Origin of the sequence: Tenacibaculum sp. Mcav3-52 (genome assembly GCF_022347665.1) — a bacterium.
Taxonomy (GTDB): Bacteria; Bacteroidota; Bacteroidia; order Flavobacteriales; family Flavobacteriaceae; genus Polaribacter; species Polaribacter mesophilus.
Genome location: NZ_JAKRGE010000002.1, coordinates 81,417 through 104,294 on the forward strand (window position 1 = coordinate 81,417; position 22,878 = coordinate 104,294).

A 22,878-nucleotide genomic window follows, 5' to 3' on the forward strand; every position below is an offset into this window, starting at 1 on the left:
ATTAAAAAAAATAAGTAAACTAAAAAGCTCAAATTGTAAAAACAATTTGAGCTTTTTCACTAATCTCTATAGTTGTCTTAAAACAGTTCTTCTACTTCAATAATTAAATCATTAATGAAGTTTTCTGCTTTCTTAATATCATTATGTAGTACTCTGTCATCATTTACTAAAGGTACATCTTCTCTAAACATTCCTACAAAAGAAGATAAAAACTCAGAAGTATTCTCTTCTCTAAAAGAAAGTCCTTGAGAAGCATTCATTAACTCTATTGCTAGTACAGAACATACATTATCTACTACTTTTTTTGCTTTCACAGCTGCATTGGCTCCCATGCTTACATGATCTTCTTGTCCATTACTAGACACAATAGAATCTACACTAGATGGAGTACAAAATTGTTTATTTGCACTCACAATACTTGCAGCTGTATATTGCGGAATCATAAACCCACTATTTAAACCTGGGTTCGATACCAAAAAGTCAGGTAGCCCTCTTAAACCAGAAACTAACTGGTATGTTCTTCTTTCAGACATATTTCCTAATTCTGCAACAGCAATTGCTAAATAATCTAAAGCTAGGGCTAGTGGCTGGCCATGGAAGTTTCCTCCTGAAACAATAATATCTTCATCAACAAATATGTTTGGGTTATCTGTTACTGAATTTATTTCTGTTATGAATGTTTTCTTTACAAACTCTAACGTGTCTTTTGTTGCTCCATGAACCTGAGGCATACATCTAAAAGAATAAGGATCTTGTACGCGCTCTTTTGGTTGCTTGATTAATTCACTTCCTTCTAATACTTCTTTAATACGTTTAGCTGTAGCTAACTGTCCGTTATGTGGACGCACTAAATGAATCAACTCATTAAAAGGCTCAATTCTTCCATCAAAAGCTTCTAAAGAAATTGCACCAATAACATCTGCTAAATAAGAAAGTTTATAAGCCTTTAATAAATTATGTACACCATAAGCACTCATAAATTGAGTTCCATTTAACAATGCTAATCCTTCTTTAGACTGTAAATTAATTTTCTCCCAACCAAATTTTTCTTTTAAAACATCTCCTGAAACTCGTTCTCCTTCAACATACACTTCTCCTAATCCTATCAATGGTAAAGAAAGATGTGCTAATGGTGCTAAATCACCAGATGCTCCTAACGAACCTTGTGTATATACAACAGGTAAAATGTCTTTATTATAAAACTCAATCAAACGCTCAACAGTGGCCAACTGTACACCAGAATGACCATAACTTAATGATTGTATTTTAAGCAACAACATTAACTTTACAATTTTTTGAGGAACTTCATCTCCAGTTCCACAAGCATGACTCATTACTAAGTTTTCTTGAAGTTGTTGTAAATTATCTCCATTAATTTTGACGTTACATAACGAACCAAATCCTGTATTAATTCCATAAATAGGATCGTTATGAGTTTTCATTTTCTCATCAAGGTAAGCACGACATTTTAATATCTTTTCTTTTGATTCTTCTGATAAAGAAAGTTTTTTATCTAGTAATACAATACTATGAATATCTTCTAAACCAAGTGGTTGGGAATTTATTATATGTGTAGTATTCATTTTAATATTTTTATGGTGTACAAATAACCAAAAAAAAGAGAAAACTTCAAGCTGATTTTTTATAAAAAATAGAACTAAGTTTAAATAAAATGTTAATTTCTTTGATAAAAAAGTTAAAAAAAGTAACTTCGGCGGCTTAAACACCGTTATTCTCACTAAACATTAAAGAATGAAAAAACTAGTACTTTTAGCCCTCATAGGAGTTACCATAATTTCATGTAAAAAGGAAGAAAAACCTGTTAAAGACTACTTGGTTTTAACTGGTAAAATTGATAACCTTAAAAAAAGAACTGTTACCTTGAATGGTTTTCAATTTGAAAAGAAAATAAAATTTGACAGAAAGACTGGTTCTTTTGTTGATACTCTTAAAATTGATAGAGAAGGCTATTATACCTTGGTTTACAATACAAAGCCTATTAAAGCTATCAACTTATATTTAACAAAGACAGATGATACAGGTATTGTATTTGATTACGACAACCCAGATTTTATTAATTTTGAAGGTGCTAACAAAAAAATAAATAGCTATCTTCATGAAAAACAAAAAACTTGGCCTGAAATACTTGTTAGTGCTAATCAATACTTTGCCTTAGAAGAAGGTGAGTTTTTAGCAAAAACTAATGAATATAAAGATGCTGTAACTGAAGCATCTATTTCTAAACAATTGCCTGCTGATTTCTTAAAAAAGGAAGTCAAAAATATTGACTATGAATGTTTAAGAAACCTTTATAATTATCAAGATTATCACAGAACATTAACAGGAAATAAAGACTTTACCGTTTCTGAAAATTTTCCTGATCCATTAGAGAATTTCAACTATAATGGTAACGATTATACAATTTCATACTTCTATAGAGTGATGTTAGAGACCGAGTTAAAAAATTTAGCTCGAGAAAATAATAAAGAAGGTGATGATTATTATTTAACTTATCTAGAAACTGTACAAACTGAGGTTACTGACTCAATCGCTAAAAACGATTTGTTATATAATAGTGCTCAAAATAGTATTACATATGCTAGTGATTTAAAAGAATTCTACAGAAAATTTATGGCGTATTCTACAAATGAAACACATAAAAAAGAGATTACTAAAGACTACGATCTTTTAAAAACAACAGCAAAAGGCCAACCTGCTCCTAAGTTTAAAGACTATGTAAACTATGATGGTGGCACAACTTCTTTAGATGATTTATTAGGCCACGGAAAGTACTTATACATTGATGTTTGGGCTACTTGGTGTGCTTATTGTAAAAGAGAAATTCCTTTATTAAAGCGATTAGAGCAAGAGTACCATGGTAAAAATATTGAGTTTGTAAGTATTAATGTTGATGCTAAAGGTAATGATGAAAAATGGAAAGAAACCATTCAAGATAGGGAGATGACTGGTATACAGCTAATGGCTGGAGATAGTCACTTAAATTTAGAATGGGCTCAAAACTTCTTAATTAAAGGTTTACCGAGATTTATCTTAATCGACCCTGACGGAAATATTGTAAGCCCTAACGCTCCAGCACCATCAGAAGGAGAACGTTTAATCAATATGTTTGAAGAATTAGGTATCTAATTTACCAATAAAATAAAAAAGACCGCTAATAAAAATTAGCGGTCTTTTTTATTTACTTATATTTCTAAAACCTATTATCTCCATCTAAAATATCTCCTAAACCTCCTAAAACACTTCCTTCTCCTCTATCTCCTTTTCCAGTTTGTGGAGCCATAGCCAACACTCTACCTGCTAACCTACTAAATGGTAATGATTGGATATATACAGTTCCAGGACCTCTCAGCTTTGCAAAGAACAATCCTTCTCCTCCAAAAATGGTATTCTTTATACCTCCTACAAATTCAACATCATAATCAACGTCTTGAGTAAAACCAACAATACAGCCTGTATCTACTTTTAAAACTTCACCAGGTTGCAATACCTTTTTTGCCATTGTACCACCTGCATGCACAAAACCTATACCATCGCCTTCCATTTTTTGCATAATAAATCCTTCTCCTCCAAACAACCCTCTTCCTAAGCGTTTTGAAAACTCAATTCCGATAGATACCCCTTTAGCTGCACATAAAAAAGCATCTTTTTGACAAATAAACTTCCCTCCAAATTCTGTTAAATCAATTGGAATTATTTTTCCTGGATAAGGAGAAGCAAAAGAAACTTGTTTTTTTCCTTGACCATCATTGGTAAAAACCGTCATAAACAGGCTTTCACCTGTTAAGATTCGTTTTCCAGCAGAAAAAATTTTCCCCAACAATCCTTTTTCTTGATTTGAACCGTCTCCAAAAATTGTATTCATTTTCACATCGGCATCCATCATCATAAAACTACCACTTTCGGCAACTACTCCTTCTTGCGGATCTAATTCTATTTCTACATACTGCATTTCTTCTCCAAAAATGCGATAATCTATTTCGTGTGCATTCATAATTTTTTGTTTTTATATTTATAAGAAGAGTTTTTTACTGTTTTGTTACAAAAGATTCATTTTCGCTTAATACTTTTAACACTTTTAAAGCCTTAAAAGTCACTTCTTTTCTTTCTCTACTAAAAAACTTCATATCAAAATTCTTTTTTGGAACTACATTTGTAGCAAAGAAATAAGCATTTTTTTTAACTAAAACATAGCCTACAAACCAACCATTATTTTCTTCACCTCTTACTGACCAACCTGTTTTACCTCTCAATACATAGTGATTGCTTTTATGCATTATCATCATACTTTTCATGATACTATCGGTACGCTCACTAATAAGTAACTCTGAATTATGTAATCGTTTTAAAAAGTCTATTTGTTGAAATTGATTAATCTTAGATTTACCTTCTAACCAGAAATTATCTAAAGTCATTTCATTTACATCCATTGAACCAAAATTCAACTTTGCTAAACTAGATTTCATTCTTTCAACTCCAATTTTTCTAGCTACCTCTTGGTAACATGGAACGCAAGAGTAGTGAAAAGCTTCTTTAAACGTTAAATCTTGCTCCCAAATCTTTAGATACCTAGATTCTCCGTTCCATTTAAAGATTGCGCTATCATTTTTTACGACTCCAGCTTCTAAAGCAATGATAGAATTCGGAATTTTAAATGTTGACGCTGGTAAATTTCCAGTTTTACACCAATCAAAATTATTAGAATAATACACATCTTTATACAAATCATAAACTAGTATAGCTCCTTCTAATTTTGCCTTATCAAGTATTTCTTGAAACTGATTATTAACTAAAAACTTTGTTTCAACTTTCTCTTTTTTACTCTTTTCTTCACTCTTACAAGAAAATAGCAGTACTATAATTATAAAAACATAATTAGCCCTAATCACAAAAACTAATTTTTAACCTTTAAACTCCATTCGTATTCAAATTTTGAAACTGAAACTCCCTCCTCATTAAAACCTTCAGAAATAACAGTTACTGTTTGACCTTCTCCTGTATCAATTGCTTTTTGTATCGTCTCTCTTATTAATTTACCATCGTTACATTCAAAACGAATTTTCCCTGTAGCCTTTTTAGTAAAAGTTCCATTCATATTAGTAACCAGCATAGAAATTTTTTTATTCGAAGCATCTATTTCTTTCATTACCAAAATACCTGTAGATAATTCTGATGCCATTCCTTGTACTGCCCAAAACATTGATTTAAATGGATTTTGATTTACCCATTTGTGGGTAACTTTAACCTCTGCTCTGTCGTTAGTAAGCGACTTTAATCGCACTCCAGTAAAAAAAGCTGAGGGTAACTTAAATAATAAAAAGGCATTAACTTTTCTTGGTGTAAACTTCATTTTTTCAGTATTTACAGGCAATGTACAGCTTTTTATTTAATTATATCGCTTCATTTAAATGTTAAATTTTGTTAATCTTTAGTACTATGTATTGCATAATACCTTTTAAAAGATATATATTTGCATTGTAAAGTATTATATAAATCATTTCACTATGCAACACAACAACCAAAATACCAATGCTTTTTTAATACATATTTCTGCTTTTGCAGGGTATTTATTTCCTTTAGGAAGTATTATCACCCCGCTTATATTATGGCAAACCTTAAAAGAGAGAAGTCCTTTTTTAGATGAACATGGTAAAGAGGCCGTTAATTTTAACATCAGTTATAGTTTATACATTTTTATACTAGGCCTTTCTTTTATTCCTTTTTTCTTCGGAAGAATTTTCAACGGATTTGATGGTATAGATATCGACTTTGGTGGATACCATGGACACGGAGGATTGTTTGGTATTTTTGGATTCGCTTCTGTTGTAAGTATTGTCGCTCTTATTAAAGTAGCGCTGATAATTATAGCAGCCATGAAAGCTAATAAAGGTGAAATGTATAAATATCCACTTACAATAAAATTTATAAAATAACCCATAAACCGCATTACATGAAGATAGAAAACACAAAAGCACAAATGCGTAAGGGAGTTTTAGAGTACTGTATCTTATCTATTTTACAAAAAGGAGATGCATACACCTCTGAAATACTCTCAAATCTTAAAAGTGCTGAAATGATTGTGGTTGAAGGAACCATATATCCGTTACTTACCCGCTTAAAAAATGCAGGATTATTAAGTTACAGATGGGAAGAATCAACCTCTGGACCTCCAAGAAAATATTACGTACTCACAGAAAATGGCGGAATGTTCTTGAAAGAATTAGACAAAACATGGCATAATTTAGTAAACGCAGTAAACCAAGTAACAAGTACAAAATCAACTAAAGATGAATAAGACAATAAATATAAACCTGGGCGGATTTTTCTTCCACATAGATGAAACTGCCTATCAGAAATTAAAACGATACTTAGATGCCATCGCTCGTTCGTTAAGCGATGATCCGCAAGGAAAAAATGAAATTATTGCAGATATAGAAGCTCGTATTAGTGAGTTACTATCTGAAAGAATTACCGATGCTCGTCAAGTAGTAAATGAAAGTGATATTGAAGAAATTATTGCTATCATGGGGCAACCTGAAGACTATGCGGAAGCTGAAGAAGGGTATAGCGAAAATACTTCTTTCAACTATAAGAGAAATACTTCTAACAAAAAAATGTTTAGAGATGGTGATGACAAGTTTCTAGGAGGAGTATGTTCTGGACTTGGACATTATTTTAATATTGATGTTGTTTGGATTCGTTTAGCTTTCCTTATTTTAACATTAGCAGGATTTGGTTTTGGAATTATAGGATATATCATTTTATGGGTTATCCTACCAGAAGCGAAAACTACTTCAGAAAAGTTACAGATGGAGGGTGAAGCTGTAAATATTGACAATATTGAAAAAAAAATTCGTAATGAGTTTGAAAACCTTTCTTCAAAGGTAAAGGAAGGCGCCCATGATTTATCGGATAAAATTTCAAATGCTGATTATCAAAAACTACGTAACCAAACTAAATCTGGTTTTCAGGATTTCATAGACACTATGGGTAAAATTTTACTAGCCGTATTCAAAGTGTTTGGTAAATTCATGGGCGTTTTATTAATATTTATCGCTGGTATTACAATCATTTCATTGCTACTAACCTTATTTTCTGTAGGAAGCTTAGAAATCTTAAATTTTGATGGAGACATGATTCACTACCCTCCTTTCTTTTATGATTCGGCTATGCCTAAATGGTTGTTAATGACATTTGTATTTTTCTTAATAGGAATTCCTTTTGTTGTCCTATTTATTTTAGGATTACGAATTTTATCTCCTAATGTTAAAAGACTTGGTATTGCAACAGTTTTAACATTATTCGGGCTTTGGTTAGTATCTTTATTAGCAATCGGATTCTCTGGTATTGAATATTTTACCACACATGCTTACGATGGTGCACATGTTTCAAAACATAGCATTACCTACAATCAAGAAGAGCCTTTAAAAATACGAGTAGTAAACGATGATAATATTTACTATCAACATAGTTTGCGTAATAGAGATAATTCAGTATCTGTTCATGTAAATGATAAAGAAATGAAATACTCTAACGATATAAATATCGATGTCCGTAAGAGTGAAACTGGTAATGCTTATATAGAAATAAAGAAAACTTCTGAAGGAAGAAAGCGAAATGATGCCAACAGTAATGCAGAAGCTATTCAGTACAACTTTAAAACAGCAAACAATACTATTGTTTTTGATGCCTTTTTTATTAGCGAATACAAGAACATGTGGAAAGATGAAGAAATTGATGCTGTTTTATACATTCCTGAAGGAACAACTATATACTTTGAAGGTTCGTCTCGTAACTTTTTAGATGATGTAAAAAACGTCCAAAATGTATACGACCGTGATATGGCCAACCATCATTTTAAAATGACTTCTAAAGGCTTTAACTGTTTAGATTGTGATGAAGAAGATATTAATAATGAAGATTCTGACGATTGGGATTCTGATAATGATGATGAGGTAAGCTTCTTATTTGACAGCACAATTAATAATACAAAAGCTGAATTTATTATCTCAAAGAAAACTACTGAAAGTGAACTTAACAAATTAATCAACTGGTTTAAAGATCGTAAAAACATAGATATTGATATTGTTAGCGCTAAATTTAATAATGATAAAACAATTGATAATCTAGTTTTAGGAATTGATTGTAACGACGGATATGTAGGTAGTATTAAAGTTTCAAACAGTACATTAGATACTGTATCAAAAGGATTCCGTAGACTGTATAATGAAGAAGGAGCTTTAAGCTTTAAAACTTGGTAAATACATAAACTGGAAAACTATGAATGATTTATTTGACTTCTTCTTTAAGGGTAACTTTTTTATGAAAATAGTTACACTTCTATACACACTTTTACTTTCATGGGTAATGAATGGACAAGTACAAGAAATTCCTAACTACAAACCTGTTGATATTGATCTACACAATCAAATTGTAAAAATGGATAGTATATTCTTTAACGCTTATAATACTTGTGACATGAAAACACAAGCAGGTATTTTAAGTGATGATATTGAATTCTTTCATGACAAGGGTGGTTTATCTACCTCTAAAAATGAAATCATAGCTGCCACTAAAAAAAATATTTGCGGTAAGGTTACTCGTACCTTGATAAAGGGTAGCATTGAAGTATACCCTATTAATAAGTATGGAGCCGTTCAAATAGGTTATCATAAGTTTTTTAATAATAGAGAACCTAACGCTAAATCTATTCCTAGCAAGTTTATTGCTATCTGGAAAAAAGAACATGAAAAGTGGTTAATGACAAAAATTATTAGCCTGCATTAAAAATATAGTTGACACTAACAACATTAGTTCATTGGTTAGCTAACTCCGATGACACTAATACTTGGTTTTATTAGTTAAGCCAAAGCTGTACAGCTTTGGCTTTTTCTTTGCATGAATCTCACTTATTAAAATACTAAAACCTATATCTTTGTTTAAAACATTCCTTGTATGAATTTAACCATTGAGAACATTTTATTAATAGGGTCTTTATTACTTTTAATAAGTATTATTGTAGGAAAAACATCTTATAAATTTGGAGTTCCTACTCTACTCCTTTTTTTAAGTATCGGAATGCTTGCAGGCTCTGATGGTATTGGAGGTATTATTTTTGACGACCCAAAAGCCGCACAATTTATAGGAATTGTTTCTTTAAATTTTATTCTATTTTCTGGTGGTTTAGATACAAATTGGAAAGCTGTTAAACCTATACTTAAAGAAGGGTTAGCACTTTCTACTTTAGGAGTATTGCTTACCGCTGTTTCCTTAGGACTATTTGTTTGGAATGTTACCAACTTTACGATATATGAAAGCTTATTATTAGGTGCTATTGTTTCTTCTACCGATGCTGCAGCTGTATTCTCTATTTTACGCTCTAAAAACTTAGCATTAAGAGAAAACTTGCGCCCTACTTTGGAGCTAGAAAGTGGTAGTAACGACCCCATGGCTTACGTATTAACTATAGCTTTTTTAACACTAGTTATTCATCAAGATCAAAGCTTAACTTCTATAATACCTTTATTTTTACAGCAAATGATATTTGGTGCTATTGCTGGTTTTTTGTTTGGTATGCTTAGCAAAAAAATAATAAACTCAATAAAACTTGATTTTGAAGGGTTGTATCCTGTTTTGGTTATTGCACTTATGTTTATTACTTTTTCTTTCACTGATTTTATAGGTGGTAATGGCTTTTTAGCTATTTATATTTGTGCTGTTTATTTAGGAAATCAAAACTTAATTCATAAAAAAACTATTTTAAAAATGTTTGATGGATTAGCTTGGTTAATGCAAATAGTACTGTTCTTAACCTTAGGACTACTTGTTTTTCCTTCACAAATTGTTCCTTATATTGGTATTGGACTTATTATTTCACTCTTCTTAATTTTTATTGCTCGACCTGTAGGAGTTTTTATTAGTTTACTTTTTTTTAAAATGAAATTAAGGAGGCGTTTTTATATTTCATGGGTTGGCCTACGTGGGGCCGTTCCTATAGTATTTGCTACCTACCCTCTTTTAGCTGGTATAGATAAAGCTAATATTATTTTTAATATCGTATTTTTTATATCAGTTACTTCTATTATAATACAAGGTACAACACTTAGTATTGTTGCAAAATGGTTAAACGTTGCTTTACCTGAAGAAACAAAAAAATTAAGTGCCACAGATATGTTGTTAGAAGAAAATCCAAAAGCTTTAATGCAAGAAATTATAATTACAGAATCATGCAAATCGGCAAATAAAAAAATTGTTGAATTAAACTTTCCTAAAAACGCTATTATAGCCATGATAAAAAGAGATGGTAACTATATTACTCCTAATGGTTCAACTACAATAAATAATGCTGATATTTTAATTGTTCTTGCTGATAAAAAAAGTGTTTTTAAAGAAGTTAATGAAAGTCTTAAAAATTAACTTTTTATGAGTTTTAGTATTATTTAATAAAGTAACTTTGCAGTATGAATAAGGTTTTGAAATTTCTAAGTCTACTTTTTATTACAACGGTATATTTTACCGCTATTGGGTATACTCAAGAAGAGCAATCTTTTTCTAATAAGTTACGCAAACCTAATTCTGCTCTTAAAGAATATAAACAAAAGCTTTCTTCTAAGGGGTTACAGCACACTACAGAATCAGAAAATCTTACCAATCACTTTAACAACCTTCCTTCTACTAATGTAAAAAACACATTCTCAGAAGCAGGCATCAATTTTAAATCTGTTGAATTATTTTTCAACAGAAAATATATTCAATACATTTCTTTATCAAGAAATACTATAGTAAACTATAGAAAATCTGATTTAATATTTCCTTTTCATTACCATTGGTGATTTTTTTGAACTTTAATATTCAACTAATCAATTTTATCATAAAAAATATACTCTTAACTAATAATTAATTAAGAGTAAAACCCAATTTAATTAAAAATAAATGGATTTAGGAACCATAATCATTGGTACTATACTATTAGTTATATGTATAGCTCCTTTTATACTTGTACGTAAAAAACAATTAACAAAAAAGAAGAAAAAACTTCAAATACTAAATAATATTTCTCTAGAATATAACTGTAATATAGAAGAATATGAATTTTGTAATGATTTTGTTTTAGGAATTGACAAATCTAAAAACTATCTTTTCTATTTTAAACAATCTGAAGAAAACATACAAAAAAAAGTCATAAATCTACAAACAATTGAAGAATGTATTGTTATTAAAAAAACACGAAGCATAAACGATAGAACAATTGAATTAATAAAGTTGAATTTTATAAAAGATAATGAAACTACTTCAATTATTATTTATGATGAAAAAAAAGACCTGTTAATTAGCAACGAATTACTAGTGGCAAATAAATGGGCTCTTCTAATTAATAGTAGTTTAAAAAAACAATAAGCTTTAATATATAATCTAAGCCTTAGAATTACTTAAGGCTTAGATTTTTATTAAACTCTTTTTATACTTGCCTAACATTTTTTTTATGAATATTTTCGACAAAAATTATAGTTATAAATTAACTGCTATGTAAATACAAAAAGAATAAAGTGATTACCAAAAAAGTTTCTTCGTTCTTTCTATTATACAAACAACATTAAATAAGTGAATATGGGAAAAATTAAAATTGAAAGCACTGTTGGTGCTAAAATTTATGCTAATGAAAAAGAACTAGGTTTAATAAAAAAAAAAAACAAAGAATATGTAGTAGAAAACGGCAGGTATGAAATCTATGCCAAAGCGTCTTGGTGTGGTAGTCAAAAAATAAATATAAATGTTACCGATGATAAAACCATCACCTTAACTCTTAACAGTTTTAAATACGAGGGAATTATAAGAACAGTTATGATGTTACTTGTTGCTTTATTTATGTTTTCAAAAAGTCTCATTTTTTTAATTCTTGCAGGAATTATTATTCTATATCCTTTATACTATATTTCTTTTGGAAAAGATAATTACTTAGAATTAAATGAGAAGCATGAAAACAACCTAGTTAATACACAAAACATTTAATTTTTACTTTAACAAACCACAACTTGTTTAATTAATACACCTATAAAAAGCTATGAACTACAAAATAATAAAACTACTCTTTGACCCAAGAGAAACGATTAATAAAAAAGAATTTTTATTTGGAATAATAATTTTATTCATTTTAGCCTTCTCTCTAGTTATTAATTTTATCACAAATATCAGTATCACAGCATTTATAAGCCATAAAGGAGTTCAAAAATTAGCTACATATCAAATTATACAGCCATTTACTATCCCTTATTTGCCTATTAACTTTATACTTTTTTACAGTTCTATTATTCTAGCAATTAAAAGAGTTAAAGACCTTAATTCTAAAGTATGGGTAGGTGTACTAACCGGAATATTCATCTTTCTTTTTTTTGATGTTACTTTCTTAAAAACAACTACTAGCACAGGAACACTTTCTAATTTATTAGGAGTAGAAATAAATAATGAAGTAAAAAATTATCATCTATTTAATATGGGGATTTATATACTTTTAGGAGTAAGTTCCATATTCATTCTTTCGATTCTAAAAGGGACAAAACACTATGTAAAAGATGTTTACAATAAAGGAAGATTAACCATCTTTCAATTTATTAATCAATTAGGTTTTTTACTTATTATCATTTTTGTCTTGTCTATACTTTTTATTACTCTTTTTGGTATCGCTAGTAATAACAATACTCTTAATCTCCTTAATCGAAACATGTTTTGGCAATCAATTATTCTTGGTTTTACTTGTCTTTTAATTATTATGTGGTATTTAAAACTGGTTTACATGAGATTAAAAAACACTACTTTTTCTTTCTTGAACTATTTTTTATGTTTTATAGTTTATATTATAAGTTTAGCCTCTTTAATTGTAATAACATATAAAGTTGATAATTTAAATTACATAAATACATATCAAACTTTTTTCTCGCTTATTAATATAGCATTTTCATTTATAAACCTTTCTTTATTTTTGTTAGACATAGACTCGAAACCACTAGTGCTTGGTATTAAAAAACACAATTAATTAAACAGTTCTTCTGAAATTTTTAAATTATTTAAAATAAAACATCTCTATGCATGCAAGCTTAAATGCAATAATTCATTTTCCTAATTTAAGTAAAACTAGAGACTTTTTTTATAAAAAATCTGAAAAAAGTATTCTATATTTACTTAAATATCAAAAAGTCATGAAATAATGCATAAAATTTCGGTACTTACCACTATACTTATAACTATCGCTAGTTTTGCTCAAAAAATCCCTAAAAAAATTAATGAAAGTGATTTTTCTATTGGAAAAACTGTTCAAATAAAATCGGCTATTTTAAAAGAGGACAGAACATTAAATATTTATTTCCCTGCTAGCTACAACACCAATAACTCAAAAAAATATCCGGTCATTTATTTACTTGATGGCTCAAAAAATGAGGATTTTATTCACATTGCTGGAATTGTTCAATTTGGTTCTTTCCCATGGATAAATATGCTCCCTGAAGCTATTGTTGTTGGTATTGGAAATGTAGATAGAAAAAGAGATTTCACTTACCCTTCTACTCTTGAAATCGATCAAAAAGAGTTTCCTACTTCTGGGAAATCTAAGCAGTTTATTCAGTTTCTACAAAAAGAACTGTTACCCTTTATTAATGCCAACTACAGAGTCACTAATAACAAAACACTAATCGGACAATCACTTGGAGGGCTTTTAGCTACAGAAGTTTTATTTAAAACTCCCAACCTTTTTAACAACTACATAATTGTAAGCCCTAGTCTTTGGTGGGATGCTGAAAAACTTTTGACCTTCACACCAGTAAAGTATACCACTAAGAAGAACATTTACATTGCAGTTGGTAAAGAAGGCCCAATTATGGAAAGAACTGCCAAAGAACTATACAACAAGCTACTTGATAAAGCAACTGAAAATTCAAAACTTCACTTTGATTTTTTAGAAGATAAAACTCATGGAGATGCTTTACATGAAGCTGTATACAATGCTTTTGAAAAAATATTTAAATCAGATATATAAACCATTTTAAATAACAAACTACCTTTTGTAAATTCTTCTTAAAATTCAACAGGAACTCCATCTATGAAAACAATTATTCTCTATTATTCTTAAGATAGTAAAGCTTTTAAGTTTGTTGTTTAGAATATGTATACTAACTTACTCTCTAATAATATTAAAATTTCATCAAAGCTTGTGTACTAAAAAAGTCAAATTGACTTTTAAAAAACACTTTTTCTGTGAAAAATTGTCTTTTTGGTTTAAAAAAACACACATAAAATCAAATCAACTCAAAATAAACACCAATAAAACAAAATTCATTTTTAAACACACTAAAAAAAATTAAATTTATTTAATTTGTAGCAAATCTCAATAAACTATGTCATCAAAAAATAAACTAGAAAGTTTTACTAATACAACTGAAGAATTTGTCTCTCCAGAGTACATTCGTAACCGCTTCTCTAAAATTATGTCTGATATGTACAAAAATGAGGTGCCACTTTATGGTGAGTTACTTGATTTGGTTCATGATATCAATGATAATGTTCTTTCTGAGTCTAAAGAAATTGAAGAGCAGTTAGCACATACTGGCGAATTAACTCGATTAAATATGGAACGCCACGGAGCAATTCGTTTAGGCAAACCCTATGAGTTATTTACGATGAGACGTCTGTTTAAAGTAATGGGAATGTATTCTGTTGGCTACTACGATTTAGCCCCAGCTGGTGTTCCTGTTCATTCTACAGCTTTTAGAGCTATTGAAAGCACCGCCCTTAACCAAGCTCCATTCAGAGTTTTTACCTCTTTATTACGTTTAGATTTAATTGATGATACTCAGCTTCGTAACAATGTTGAAACTATTTTAGAAAAACGTCAAATTTTTACAGAAAAAGTTTTACAACTCATTGATAAGTCTGAAAAAGAAGGTGGGTTAAATAAAGAAGATGCCGAAACCTTTGTTCAAGAAGCATTAGAAACTTTTCGTTGGCACGATACTGCTACCGTAGATTATAAAATGTACGAAGCTTTACTAAATCAACACAGATTAATTGCTGATGTAGTTGCTTTCAAAGGCCCTCACATCAACCACCTAACCCCTAGAACTTTAGATATAGACAAGGTGCAAACAAGTATGGAAACTCGTAATATTCCACCAAAAGATAATATAGAAGGACCTCCTGCAAGAAAATGCCCTATTCTATTACGCCAAACAAGTTTTAAAGCATTGACCGAAAAAGTAACTTTTAAAAACAATGCTGAAAAAGAAGAAATAGGTGAACACAAAGCTCGTTTTGGTGAGATAGAACAACGTGGTGCAGCATTAACTCAAAAAGGACTTGATTTGTATCATGAACTGTTAGGTAAAACACGTAAAGCTATTGGTGGATCACCAACTGCCGAAAACGCCTCAGAATACAATAAATTATTAGCAGAAAATTTTAAAGTTTTTCCTGATAACTATGAAGAGCTACACTCAAAAGAGTTGGCATATTTCCATTATTTCGCTACCGATAAAGCAAAAACTTTATCTAAAGAAAAAGTGTATACAAAAGCAGATGTAAACCAATTATTAGAGGATGGCTATTTAAGCATAGAACCTATGGTTTACGAAGATTTCTTACCTGTAAGTGCTGCAGGAATTTTTGCTTCAAACTTAGGAACAGATGATGCTAAACGAGAATATGAAGGTACTTCAAATCAATCTTTATTTGAAAAAGATTTAGGTGAACCTGTTTATAAGTTAACAAAATGGTATGAAGACATGCAAGATGAAAGCATACAAAACTGCTTAGCAGTAATAAATGCTTAAGCATAAAATAGAATATTGAAAAAGTGTAGCCGTATATTTGCATTATCGGCTACACTTTTTTTTTCGTTAAAAACGATTGTTTATCTTGTAGCTTATATTAAGTTTATTCTAACAAAATTATTCTTTTGGAAAATCAATTTGATTATATAGACAAACAAATACTTTCAAAATTACGTTTAGACGCTCGTAAAGCCTATTCGCAAATTGCGGAAGAATTAAAGGTTTCCAACTCCTTAATTCATCAACGTATTAAAAAGTTAACTGCAGAAGGTGTAATTAAAAATGCAGAGTTTGTTTTAGAAGAAAAAAGCTTAGGCTATAAAACCAAATCATATACAGGTATTCGATTACGTGAAGCTCGCTTTGCTAAAGAAGTAATGCACGAGTTGGAAAAAATACCCGAAATAACCGAATGTAATTTTGTTTCTGGTTACTACGCTATTTTTATTTTAATATTTGCTAGAGACAACGAACATTTACAAAAAATACTATACGATAACGTACATTTAATCAAAGGAGTGGCAGGAACCGATACTTTTATATGTTTCGATACTTGTTTTAAGCGTCACATTCCAATAGAATAATTAACAACACTACCCACATTTTAGGTATTTAAGATAATGGTACAAACAACACAACTAGAAACGTTCAAAAAATCATTAACTGGCGAACTATTTTTTGACGACCTACATAAAAACATTTACGCAACCGATGCTTCGGTATATCGTAAAATCCCACTAGCAGTTTCATATCCTAAGAACATAGAGGATATTCAGCTATTAATTGATTTTGCTACTAAAAATAACATCACCTTAATTCCGCGTACAGCAGGAACTTCATTAGCAGGACAGTGTGTGGGAGATGGAATTGTTGTAGACGTTTCTAAACACTTTACCAACATACTGGCTTTTGATGAGATTAACAAAACCATTACGGTAGAGCCAGGAATTATTCGTGACGATTTAAACCGCTTCCTAAAACCATTCGGGTTATTTTTTGGTCCGAATACCTCAACCTCTAACCGTTGTATGATTGGCGGAATGGTAGGTAATAACTCTTCAGGAAGTACTTCTATTCGTTATGGAGTAACTCGTGATAAAGTAATTGCTATTCAAGGCTTGTTAAGTGACGGTAGTGAAGTTACTTTTTCTGAAATTACTTCAGCTGAATTCAATCAAAAGAAAATAGAAAATTCGTTAGAAGGAAATATCTATCGTGCTATTTATACAGAACTTTCTCAAGAAGCTGTTCAGCAAGAAATAAAAAAAGAATTCCCAAAAGAAAGCATTCACCGAAGAAATACAGGATATGCTGTTGATGAATTTTTAACTTCCGATTTATTTGGTGGGGCAGAACCAACTATCAACCCTGCTAAATTTTTATCAGGAAGTGAAGGAACTTTAGTGTTTTCAACAGCTATTACAATTCAACTAGACGACCTACCTCCTACACAAAGTATTATGGTATGTCCGCATTTTACTAGTGTAAACGAAAGCTTAAAAGCTACTGTTACTACCATGAAGCATACACTCTATGCTTGTGAATTAATGGATAAAGTAATTTTAGATTGTACTAAAAATAACCGTGAACAAGCCAAAAACCGTTTCTTTTTACAAGGAGATCCAGAAGCTGTGTTAATGTTAGAAGTTTCGGCAGACACTATAGAAGAAGCTGAAATATTAGCCGATAAACTTATTGAAGATTTAAAAGCAAACAATTTTGGGTACCACTATCCTAAAGTATATGGCGAAGACATTGCTAAAGTACATCAACTACGAAAAGCAGGTTTAGGATTATTAGGAAATATTGTTGGAGACGATAAAGCGGTAGCTTGTATTGAAGATACTGCCGTAGCCTTGGAGGATTTACCTACTTATATTGAGGAATTCACCAAAATTATGGATAAATATCAGCAAAGAGCAGTGTATTATGCACATGCAGGAGCTGGTGAGCTACACTTACGTCCTATTTTGAATTTAAAGAAAAAGGAAGACGTAGTATTATTTAGAAAAATAACTACTGAAACTGCTGAGTTAGTTAAGAAGTATCAAGGATCGTTTAGTGGTGAACATGGTGATGGTATTGTGCGTGCGGAATTTATTCCGTTGATGATAGGTGACAAAAACTACCAATTATTACGAAGAATAAAAAAAGCATTTGATCCGAACAATGTGTTCAACAAAGGAAAAATTACGGATGCTTTTCCAATGGATCAAAGTTTGCGCTATGAAATTGACAGAAATGAACCTGAAATAGAAACCATTCAAGATTTTTCAGATAGCGAAGGTATTTTAAAACTAGCTGAAAAGTGTAACGGTTCAGGTGATTGCCGTAAATCTCCCGAAGCTGGCGGGACTTTATGCCCTAGTTATCGAGCAACTCGAAACGAAAAAGAAACTACCCGTGCTAGAGCCAATACACTTCGTGAAGTTTTAACGAATAATACCGCTAAAAACAAGTTCAATTCTAAAGAATTAAAAGATATCCTAGACCTATGTTTAAGCTGTAAGGCTTGTGCTAGCGAATGTCCGAGTAATGTAGATATTGCTTCGATGAAAGCAGAATTCTTGTACCAATATCAAGAAACAAACGGATATTCTTTCCGCAGTAAATTATTTGCTAACAATGCTAAATACAATAAATTAGGAAGTAAGTTCCCTGTACTAACAAATTTCTTTACCAATACTACTCTAGCTAAAAAGGTTATGGGAGTTGCCACAGAACGTTCTGTTCCTAAGTTAGCAAAACAACCTTTAAGTACTTGGTTAGAAAACCATAAACCAATAGCTTCTAAAAAAACAGTGTATTTATTTAATGATGAGTTTACCAACTATTATGATGCAGAAATTGGAAAAGACGCAGTTGTTGTATTGGAAAAACTAGGATATGAAGTAAAAACCGTGAACCACGAAGAAAGTGGGCGTAGCTATATCTCAAAAGGTTTTTTAAAAGAAGCTAAAGAAATTGCTAATAAAAATGTAAACACTTTTAAAGAACTAATTTCTGAAGAAACTCCATTAATTGGATTAGAACCTTCGGCTATTTTAACCTTTAGAGATGAGTACTTACGTTTAGCAGATGATAAAACAACAGCCAAAAAGCTTTCTGAAAACTGTTACACTATTGAAGAATTTTTAGCTAAAGAACATACTAAAGGTTCTATAGACACCACTAAATTTAACAATGAAACTAAAGAGCTTAAAATACATGGACATTGTCACCAAAAAGCTTTGTCTAGTACACACGCTTCTTTTTCTATTTTAAACATTCCTAAAAACTACAAGGTGACCATTATGAATACTGGTTGTTGTGGTATGGCAGGATCTTTTGGGTATGAAAAAGAACACTATAAAGTAAGTATGCAAGTGGGGGAAGATACGTTGTTTCCTAAGGTTAGAAACTGTTCGGTTGATACAGAAATAGTTGCTGCTGGTACCAGTTGTCGTCATCAAATTTATGACGGAACAAAGCGTTTAGCAAAACACCCTGTAACTATTTTAAAAGAAGCTTTGTTATAAATAATTGATTTTCATTTCTTTATTTTGTATTTTTAAGACGTTTAATTCTTAAAATGCATTATTATGTCGAGCAATAAAATCATCTTTAACAATGCAATGCTAATTTTTACGGGTATTGTTTGCTTTTTTTTAGTTATGAAAATTTTTGGATTAGAAGATATATCCGAACTACGTTTTTTAAACTTTGCTTTCGTTCTTTATGGTATTAACAGGGCTATAAAAACCAACATTGTTAAAAACCATGAGTCGTTATATTTCAGTAATTTTTTATTAGGAATTGGAACCTCAATAATTGCTGTAGCCTTAACTGTTTTTGGGCTAATTATATATGTAGATTTTATTGATGCTAGTTTTATGACAATACTTGAACAATCTTCTTTCTGGGGGCAAAATTTAAGTTTACCACTAGTTGTATTTGCATTAGCTATTGAAGGAATTGCTTCTTCAGTTATCTGTTCTTTTATTTTAATGCAGTATTATAAAAACTATAAAATTTCAAATACAATGGTTGCTTAGGCTTTTGGCAAAAAAACCTCAGCCATCATACAACGAGCACTTCCTCCACCACAGGTTTCTATGGTTTCTAGAGAGCTGTGCAGTATTTTACAGTGTTTTTCTATAGCTTTAATTTGATTTGGGTTTAATGAATTAAAGGCAGAAGAACTCATAACCAAGTATTGTTCATCATTCGTTCCTTTAACTTGTAGCATATTTCCTGCAAACTGTGTTACTTGTTGTTCTGAGATGGCAATAACTTCTTTTCCATCCAACTTCAAATGCTTTAATACGTTTTTCTTTTCTTTTTTATCATCTATCGAATCTAAACACACTACAGCAAAACTTTCCGCAACACACATCATTACGTTCGTATGATAAATAGCTTCTCTCCTTCCTTTAACTGTTTGATTTGCTGTAAAAATTACAGGTGTGTATTCAAAATCTTCACAAAATTCAATAAATAACTCTTCATCAGCACGAGGAGACAAAGCACAATAGGCTTTTCTATTGTATCTATCTAAAATCATACTTCCTGTTCCTTCTAAAAAAAACCCTTCCTCTTCTGCTTCTGAATAGTCTACAACATTTTCAATTACAAAACCTTTCTCTTCTAGTATTTCCAACACGTCTTCTCTACGTTCTAAACGTCTATTCTCTGCAAACATCGGGTAGATAGCTACGTCTCCGTTTTCATGAAAAGAAATCCAGTTATTTGGAAATAATGCATCTGGTGTATTAGGCTCTTTGGTATCTTCAGTAACTACTACAGTAACTCCTACGGCTCGCAATTTTTCTACAAAAGCATCAAACTCTTCTTGTGCCTTAACATTGATTGATGCAGGTAACATTCCTGACAACTCTTGCTGGTAATAATTATTTACGGCTGTTTGCTCATTCATCCTAAAGTTTGCAGGACGGACCATTAAAATTGTATTTGTTGTTTGTTGCATACTGCGAAGGTAATAGATTTTTAAGTTTTTATTACAGCACAAAAACAACTAAGTTTTAGTTACGCTATGTTAATTTATCTTACCTATTCTAGGTCTACTACTAAAACGTTGAACACTTATTTATAACACATTAAATAAAAATTACTTAAACTTTATTTATTAAGATAATAATAATGTTACCAAACAGTTTAAACCTATGAAAAAAATAGTAACATAAATTTCTTATCAATCTTTACTATATTTTAACAAATTCTATAACAACACCTATTACTATTATAAATATTTTCACCAAAAATAAGCTATAAACTTACAAACATAAAAAACAAACTATGGGATGGTTTAACAGAAAAAAAACTTCAACAAATAATACTCAAACAACTCAAAAAGATTCTTCAATAGTTAGATCTCAATCAATTACTACTTGTCTAAACGCCGGATTTCATCCTGCAAGTTCTCTCCCTACAATTAGAGAAACAAAGTTAAGACCTGCTGATGAAATTGCAGGAAGACTCCACGCTATAAAAGCTCTTGTCTTATGGCTTATGGTGCCTTCAGAAAATTTACCCGACGAAAAAATAATTAACTTCATTAATCAAAATAAACTTTTTGGTTACATGACCCTAGAGGAAAAAGAAATACTTGATGCTTCTAGAAATAATATTGAATTAAGAAATTCTATTGGTTGGAAGTTTGAAAACGCATGGCCACTTGCTTGGTACTTTGGTTATGACGAGCCTGAAATTTCTGGTCAAATGATGACTGGTGAGCAAATGCAGGAAATCTTAATAAATTATACTTGTCCACTTGATACTTTAATTAATGATTGGCTTCCTCAGCAACACACTCTAGAAAAAGAAAAATTAGCAGAAAAAGAAGATTTATTTTACTGTTTGCATAATGCTGTAAGAAGTGCTCAACTAGGAGGAAACACTACTCCTGATGGCTTCGAGCCTATTGGAAATGGAGGAGTTATACATGAACGTAGACATTCGTTAACATGGATGCTTTCTAACGGTACTGAATGGGAAGATACCGACCTCAGCACATAAACTTGAGAAATAAAGGAAAAGTTAATCATAGACTACATAAATTTGTAAAAATTGAATTTTTAAGAATTTGAGAATCTTTATACTAGTATTTTTACTACTTAGCTTGTGTTCATGTAAAAAAACAAACAATGACTCTACTTCTTTCTGGGGAAGTGAAGCTTATACTTTTTGAAACGTTACAATACTTAATAAAAATATTACTAATTATAGTAGTTTTAAAAAAGGGAATTCTATATATAGAAACAAAGTAAAAATTATAACATATAAAAAGTCTTTCGGTATGAATGTTAAAATAGTTAGAAATAAAATTAATTAAAGAACTCACTATGATTATAAGAAAAGCCACTACTAAAGACACTAAAGAAATTGCTTCTTACATGTTATTAGCAATGGAAGACATTGTTTATAAATTTATAGGAGAAAGTTCTACAAAAAAAGCACTTGCCTTTTTAGAGGCATTAATTATTCAAAAAAACAACCAATACTCTTATGAAAACTGTTGGGTTATAGAAAGTGACAATAAAACTATTGCTGCAGCTAATATATATGATGGTGCAGATTTAAAAAAACTTAGAAAACCGGTAGCTGCATTAATAAAAACCATGTTTAATAAAGAACTAACATACGAATACGAAACCCAGCCTGGTGAATATTATATTGATTGTATTGGTGTAAACCCTAGCTACCAAGGTAAAGGTGTTGGTTCTAAAATACTAACCTTTTTAATTGATGAATATATTCATAAAAAGAACAAAACATTAGGTCTTTTGGTTGATAAAGACAACCCTAATGCTAAAAAATTATATTTAAAGCTAGGTTTTAAAGTTGTTGGTAGAAAGACTTTAGCCAATAAAGAAATGGAGCATTTACAAATACAGTAACTTTATTAAGAAAACTATAACAAACAACACTCCTTTTATTTTATAAGTTTACAATGTGAGAAAACACAGTAAAATACCCAATACATCATCCCTATTTCCAATAGTAGGGCTAGTATTTTTATTGCTATTTTCTCCCTGTAAGGTTAGAA

The 22,878-nt window shown here is 30.5% G+C and carries 22 protein-coding genes; 17 read left to right on the forward strand and 5 right to left on the reverse strand.

The genetic code is table 11. The annotated features are described in order from the left end of the window. Positions 1-77: 77 nt before the first annotated feature. Positions 78-1,583 carry a histidine ammonia-lyase gene (gene hutH, locus MHM83_RS06395; protein WP_239178891.1) on the reverse strand — a complete coding sequence of 502 codons (1,506 nt, stop codon included), beginning with the start codon at positions 1,581-1,583 and terminating at the stop codon, positions 78-80. Between the two features lie 169 nt (positions 1,584-1,752). Between hutH and MHM83_RS06400 the strand changes: the two genes are divergently transcribed. Next, entirely contained in the window at positions 1,753-3,147 is a 1,395-nt protein-coding gene (locus tag MHM83_RS06400) for a TlpA family protein disulfide reductase (RefSeq protein ID WP_159615440.1), read from the forward strand. A gap of 64 nt (positions 3,148-3,211) precedes the next feature. On the opposite strand, the gene MHM83_RS06405 is transcribed toward MHM83_RS06400, so the two are convergent. The 3 genes from MHM83_RS06405 to MHM83_RS06415 are packed head-to-tail and all read right to left on the reverse strand — an operon-like array spanning position 3,212 to position 5,368. After that, positions 3,212-4,012, reverse strand: coding sequence for a TIGR00266 family protein (locus MHM83_RS06405; RefSeq protein ID WP_047789456.1), 801 nt, complete (start codon positions 4,010-4,012; stop codon positions 3,212-3,214). Between the two features lie 34 nt (positions 4,013-4,046). Continuing rightward, a complete protein-coding gene (blaOXA, locus tag MHM83_RS06410) occupies positions 4,047-4,904 on the reverse strand; it encodes a class D beta-lactamase (RefSeq protein WP_370641931.1) in 858 nt (285 codons plus the stop codon). 8 nt (positions 4,905-4,912) lie between these two features. Then, complete coding sequence (locus tag MHM83_RS06415; RefSeq protein WP_047789455.1) at positions 4,913-5,368, reverse strand: DUF4442 domain-containing protein; 456 nt, start codon at positions 5,366-5,368, stop codon at positions 4,913-4,915. Positions 5,369-5,522: 154 nt separating this feature from the next. Between MHM83_RS06415 and MHM83_RS06420 the strand changes: the two genes are divergently transcribed. The 14 genes from MHM83_RS06420 to MHM83_RS06485 all read left to right on the forward strand — a co-directional run bounded on the left by MHM83_RS06420 (position 5,523) and on the right by MHM83_RS06485 (position 19,867). Next, positions 5,523-5,951 carry a DUF4870 domain-containing protein gene (locus MHM83_RS06420; RefSeq protein ID WP_047789418.1) on the forward strand — a complete coding sequence of 143 codons (429 nt, stop codon included), beginning with the start codon at positions 5,523-5,525 and terminating at the stop codon, positions 5,949-5,951. Positions 5,952-5,968: 17 nt separating this feature from the next. Continuing rightward, positions 5,969-6,313 carry a PadR family transcriptional regulator gene (locus tag MHM83_RS06425; protein ID WP_047789417.1) on the forward strand — a complete coding sequence of 115 codons (345 nt, stop codon included), beginning with the start codon at positions 5,969-5,971 and terminating at the stop codon, positions 6,311-6,313. Next, the gene (locus tag MHM83_RS06430) at positions 6,306-8,279 is read left to right on the forward strand and encodes a PspC domain-containing protein (protein WP_239178893.1); all 1,974 of its coding nucleotides are present in this window, start codon (positions 6,306-6,308) and stop codon (positions 8,277-8,279) included. The genes MHM83_RS06425 and MHM83_RS06430 overlap by 8 nt, the downstream gene beginning before the upstream one ends. Before the next feature lie 19 nt (positions 8,280-8,298). Beyond that, a complete protein-coding gene (locus tag MHM83_RS06435; protein ID WP_239178894.1) occupies positions 8,299-8,805 on the forward strand; it encodes a nuclear transport factor 2 family protein in 507 nt (168 codons plus the stop codon). A gap of 168 nt (positions 8,806-8,973) precedes the next feature. Beyond that, the gene (locus tag MHM83_RS06440) at positions 8,974-10,434 is read left to right on the forward strand and encodes a potassium/proton antiporter (RefSeq protein WP_159490841.1); all 1,461 of its coding nucleotides are present in this window, start codon (positions 8,974-8,976) and stop codon (positions 10,432-10,434) included. Positions 10,435-10,478: 44 nt separating this feature from the next. Next, the gene (locus MHM83_RS06445) at positions 10,479-10,850 is read left to right on the forward strand and encodes a hypothetical protein (protein ID WP_047789415.1); all 372 of its coding nucleotides are present in this window, start codon (positions 10,479-10,481) and stop codon (positions 10,848-10,850) included. Between the two features lie 100 nt (positions 10,851-10,950). Then, entirely contained in the window at positions 10,951-11,415 is a 465-nt protein-coding gene (locus tag MHM83_RS06450) for a hypothetical protein (RefSeq protein WP_239178895.1), read from the forward strand. A 210-nt stretch (positions 11,416-11,625) separates the two neighbouring features. Then, complete coding sequence (locus MHM83_RS06455) at positions 11,626-12,027, forward strand: hypothetical protein (protein WP_239178897.1); 402 nt, start codon at positions 11,626-11,628, stop codon at positions 12,025-12,027. 52 nt (positions 12,028-12,079) lie between these two features. Continuing rightward, the gene (locus tag MHM83_RS06460) at positions 12,080-13,048 is read left to right on the forward strand and encodes a hypothetical protein (RefSeq protein WP_239178899.1); all 969 of its coding nucleotides are present in this window, start codon (positions 12,080-12,082) and stop codon (positions 13,046-13,048) included. A gap of 171 nt (positions 13,049-13,219) precedes the next feature. Then, positions 13,220-14,044, forward strand: coding sequence for an alpha/beta hydrolase (locus MHM83_RS06465; protein ID WP_159616058.1), 825 nt, complete (start codon positions 13,220-13,222; stop codon positions 14,042-14,044). 358 nt (positions 14,045-14,402) lie between these two features. After that, positions 14,403-15,833 (forward strand): 2-oxoadipate dioxygenase/decarboxylase HglS, encoded by a 1,431-nt coding sequence (gene hglS, locus MHM83_RS06470; RefSeq protein ID WP_173360652.1) that lies wholly within the window; start codon positions 14,403-14,405, stop codon positions 15,831-15,833. A 125-nt stretch (positions 15,834-15,958) separates the two neighbouring features. Next, on the forward strand, positions 15,959-16,417 hold the full coding sequence (locus MHM83_RS06475) for an Lrp/AsnC family transcriptional regulator (RefSeq protein WP_047789278.1): 459 nt from the start codon (positions 15,959-15,961) through the stop codon (positions 16,415-16,417). A gap of 36 nt (positions 16,418-16,453) precedes the next feature. Continuing rightward, positions 16,454-19,351 carry an FAD-binding and (Fe-S)-binding domain-containing protein gene (locus MHM83_RS06480; protein WP_239178901.1) on the forward strand — a complete coding sequence of 966 codons (2,898 nt, stop codon included), beginning with the start codon at positions 16,454-16,456 and terminating at the stop codon, positions 19,349-19,351. A gap of 63 nt (positions 19,352-19,414) precedes the next feature. After that, the gene (locus MHM83_RS06485; protein WP_047789280.1) at positions 19,415-19,867 is read left to right on the forward strand and encodes a hypothetical protein; all 453 of its coding nucleotides are present in this window, start codon (positions 19,415-19,417) and stop codon (positions 19,865-19,867) included. Here the strand turns inward: MHM83_RS06485 and ctlX are convergent. Then, positions 19,864-20,799: a citrulline utilization hydrolase CtlX gene (ctlX, locus tag MHM83_RS06490; protein WP_173360654.1), complete on the reverse strand. Its 936-nt coding sequence runs from the start codon at positions 20,797-20,799 to the stop codon at positions 19,864-19,866. The genes MHM83_RS06485 and ctlX overlap by 4 nt on opposite strands. Positions 20,800-21,128: 329 nt before the next feature. Between ctlX and MHM83_RS06495 the strand changes: the two genes are divergently transcribed. Continuing rightward, on the forward strand, positions 21,129-21,848 hold the full coding sequence (locus MHM83_RS06495) for a DUF4272 domain-containing protein (RefSeq protein WP_239178903.1): 720 nt from the start codon (positions 21,129-21,131) through the stop codon (positions 21,846-21,848). A 326-nt stretch (positions 21,849-22,174) separates the two neighbouring features. Then, positions 22,175-22,729 carry a GNAT family N-acetyltransferase gene (locus MHM83_RS06500; protein ID WP_239178905.1) on the forward strand — a complete coding sequence of 185 codons (555 nt, stop codon included), beginning with the start codon at positions 22,175-22,177 and terminating at the stop codon, positions 22,727-22,729. Positions 22,730-22,878: the final 149 nt, after the last annotated feature.

What these genes read in the sequence shown, in the direction of transcription:
- MHM83_RS06430 (WP_239178893.1), top strand. Translation starts at nt 6,306, where the DNA reads ATGAATAAGACAATAAATATAAACCTGGGCGGATTTTTCTTCCACATA.
- MHM83_RS06450 (WP_239178895.1), top strand. Translation starts at nt 10,951, where the DNA reads ATGGATTTAGGAACCATAATCATTGGTACTATACTATTAGTTATATGT.
- MHM83_RS06495 (WP_239178903.1), top strand. Translation starts at nt 21,129, where the DNA reads ATGGGATGGTTTAACAGAAAAAAAACTTCAACAAATAATACTCAAACA.
- MHM83_RS06485 (WP_047789280.1), top strand. Translation starts at nt 19,415, where the DNA reads ATGTCGAGCAATAAAATCATCTTTAACAATGCAATGCTAATTTTTACG.
- MHM83_RS06440 (WP_159490841.1), top strand. Translation starts at nt 8,974, where the DNA reads ATGAATTTAACCATTGAGAACATTTTATTAATAGGGTCTTTATTACTT.
- MHM83_RS06435 (WP_239178894.1), top strand. Translation starts at nt 8,299, where the DNA reads ATGAATGATTTATTTGACTTCTTCTTTAAGGGTAACTTTTTTATGAAA.
- MHM83_RS06400 (WP_159615440.1), top strand. Translation starts at nt 1,753, where the DNA reads ATGAAAAAACTAGTACTTTTAGCCCTCATAGGAGTTACCATAATTTCA.
- MHM83_RS06405 (WP_047789456.1), bottom strand. Translation starts at nt 4,012, where the DNA reads ATGAATGCACACGAAATAGATTATCGCATTTTTGGAGAAGAAATGCAG.
- ctlX (WP_173360654.1), bottom strand. Translation starts at nt 20,799, where the DNA reads ATGCAACAAACAACAAATACAATTTTAATGGTCCGTCCTGCAAACTTT.
- MHM83_RS06500 (WP_239178905.1), top strand. Translation starts at nt 22,175, where the DNA reads ATGATTATAAGAAAAGCCACTACTAAAGACACTAAAGAAATTGCTTCT.
- MHM83_RS06455 (WP_239178897.1), top strand. Translation starts at nt 11,626, where the DNA reads ATGGGAAAAATTAAAATTGAAAGCACTGTTGGTGCTAAAATTTATGCT.
- hglS (WP_173360652.1), top strand. Translation starts at nt 14,403, where the DNA reads ATGTCATCAAAAAATAAACTAGAAAGTTTTACTAATACAACTGAAGAA.
- MHM83_RS06425 (WP_047789417.1), top strand. Translation starts at nt 5,969, where the DNA reads ATGAAGATAGAAAACACAAAAGCACAAATGCGTAAGGGAGTTTTAGAG.
- MHM83_RS06460 (WP_239178899.1), top strand. Translation starts at nt 12,080, where the DNA reads ATGAACTACAAAATAATAAAACTACTCTTTGACCCAAGAGAAACGATT.
- MHM83_RS06445 (WP_047789415.1), top strand. Translation starts at nt 10,479, where the DNA reads ATGAATAAGGTTTTGAAATTTCTAAGTCTACTTTTTATTACAACGGTA.
- MHM83_RS06415 (WP_047789455.1), bottom strand. Translation starts at nt 5,368, where the DNA reads ATGAAGTTTACACCAAGAAAAGTTAATGCCTTTTTATTATTTAAGTTA.
- MHM83_RS06480 (WP_239178901.1), top strand. Translation starts at nt 16,454, where the DNA reads ATGGTACAAACAACACAACTAGAAACGTTCAAAAAATCATTAACTGGC.
- hutH (WP_239178891.1), bottom strand. Translation starts at nt 1,583, where the DNA reads ATGAATACTACACATATAATAAATTCCCAACCACTTGGTTTAGAAGAT.
- MHM83_RS06420 (WP_047789418.1), top strand. Translation starts at nt 5,523, where the DNA reads ATGCAACACAACAACCAAAATACCAATGCTTTTTTAATACATATTTCT.
- MHM83_RS06465 (WP_159616058.1), top strand. Translation starts at nt 13,220, where the DNA reads ATGCATAAAATTTCGGTACTTACCACTATACTTATAACTATCGCTAGT.